At 62.6% G+C, this 1247-nt stretch carries 1 protein-coding gene; it reads left to right on the top strand.

What is annotated here, in order from left to right:
- Positions 1 to 1182, top strand: a 1182-nt coding sequence (metK, locus tag NW863_RS00430) for a methionine adenosyltransferase (protein WP_414363807.1), incomplete at its 5' end; no start/stop codon positions are given.
- Positions 1183 to 1247 lie beyond the last annotated feature (65 nt).

Raw genomic sequence — 1247 nt, 5'->3', positions numbered from 1 at the left:
GCCATCGTGGATGCCCTCTTGACGGCGGATCCCATGAGCCGGGTGGCGGCAGAGGTGGTGGTGAATACGGGCATGGTGATCCTGACGGGGGAGATCACCTCGCAGGCGCATGTCAACTTCACCCGGCTGGTGCGGGACAAGGTGGCCGAAATTGGCTATACCGACGCCAGGAACGGCTTCTCCGCAGAAAGCTGCGCGGTGTTGGTGGCTTTCGATGAGCAATCTCCCGACATTGCCCAGGGAGTGAACTTGGCTCTGGAAAGTCGCGCATCCCAGGAAGATGAATTCGACTTGATCGGGGCCGGGGATCAGGGCTTGATGTTTGGCTTCGCCTGCGATGAAACCCCTGAGCTGATGCCACTGCCCATCAGCTTGGCCCACCGCCTCAGCCGCCAGTTGGCCGCGGTTCGCAAAAATGGCACCCTGCCCTACCTGCGCCCGGATGGCAAAACGCAGGTAACCGTGGCCTATGAGGAGGGGCGCCCGGTGGGCATTCACACTCTGCTGATCTCTACCCAGCACACGCCGACCATCGGTGCCATTACAGACGAGGCGGCGGTGCAGGAGCGGATCCGCGCCGATCTCTGGGAGGCGGTGGTGAAGCCAGTGTTTGCCGAGCTGTCCATTAAACCCGACAGCAACACCCGCTTCCTCACCAATCCCACTGGCAAGTTCGTCATTGGTGGCCCCCAGGGGGATGCTGGCCTGACCGGCCGCAAGATTATCGTCGATACCTACGGCGGCTATTCCCGTCATGGGGGCGGGGCCTTCTCCGGCAAGGATCCCACCAAGGTGGATCGCAGCGCCGCCTATGCCGCCCGCTATGTGGCCAAGAACATTGTGGCCGCTGGCCTGGCGCAAAAATGCGAGGTGCAGGTCAGCTACGCGATTGGGGTAGCTCGTCCCATCAACATTCTGGTGGAAACTTTTGGCACCGGCCGTATCCCCGATGAAGCTCTGCTGCGGCTGGTGCAGCGCCACTTCGACCTGAGGCCGGCGGCCATCCTGGCGCAGTTCCAACTGCGAGAGTTGCCCCGCCAAAGGGGAGGGCGTTTCTATCAAAACGTGGCGGTCTATGGGCACTTCGGGCAAACCCATCTGGATCTGCCCTGGGAGCGCACTGACAAAGCTGCCCTGCTGCGGGAGGAAGCTCTCGCGGGAGCGGCCGCCATCCTGGCCTAGGCAAGAGTTGGGATCCCCAGGCAGCAACAGAGACGGTTTGGGGGCCCTCGGTTTTGGCTCTGGCA

This window comes from Synechococcus sp. B60.1 (genome assembly GCF_047462555.1).
In the GTDB taxonomy this organism is placed as follows: Bacteria; Cyanobacteriota; Cyanobacteriia; order Thermostichales; family Thermostichaceae; genus Thermostichus.
This window is presented reverse-complemented; position numbering and strand designations above follow the sequence as displayed.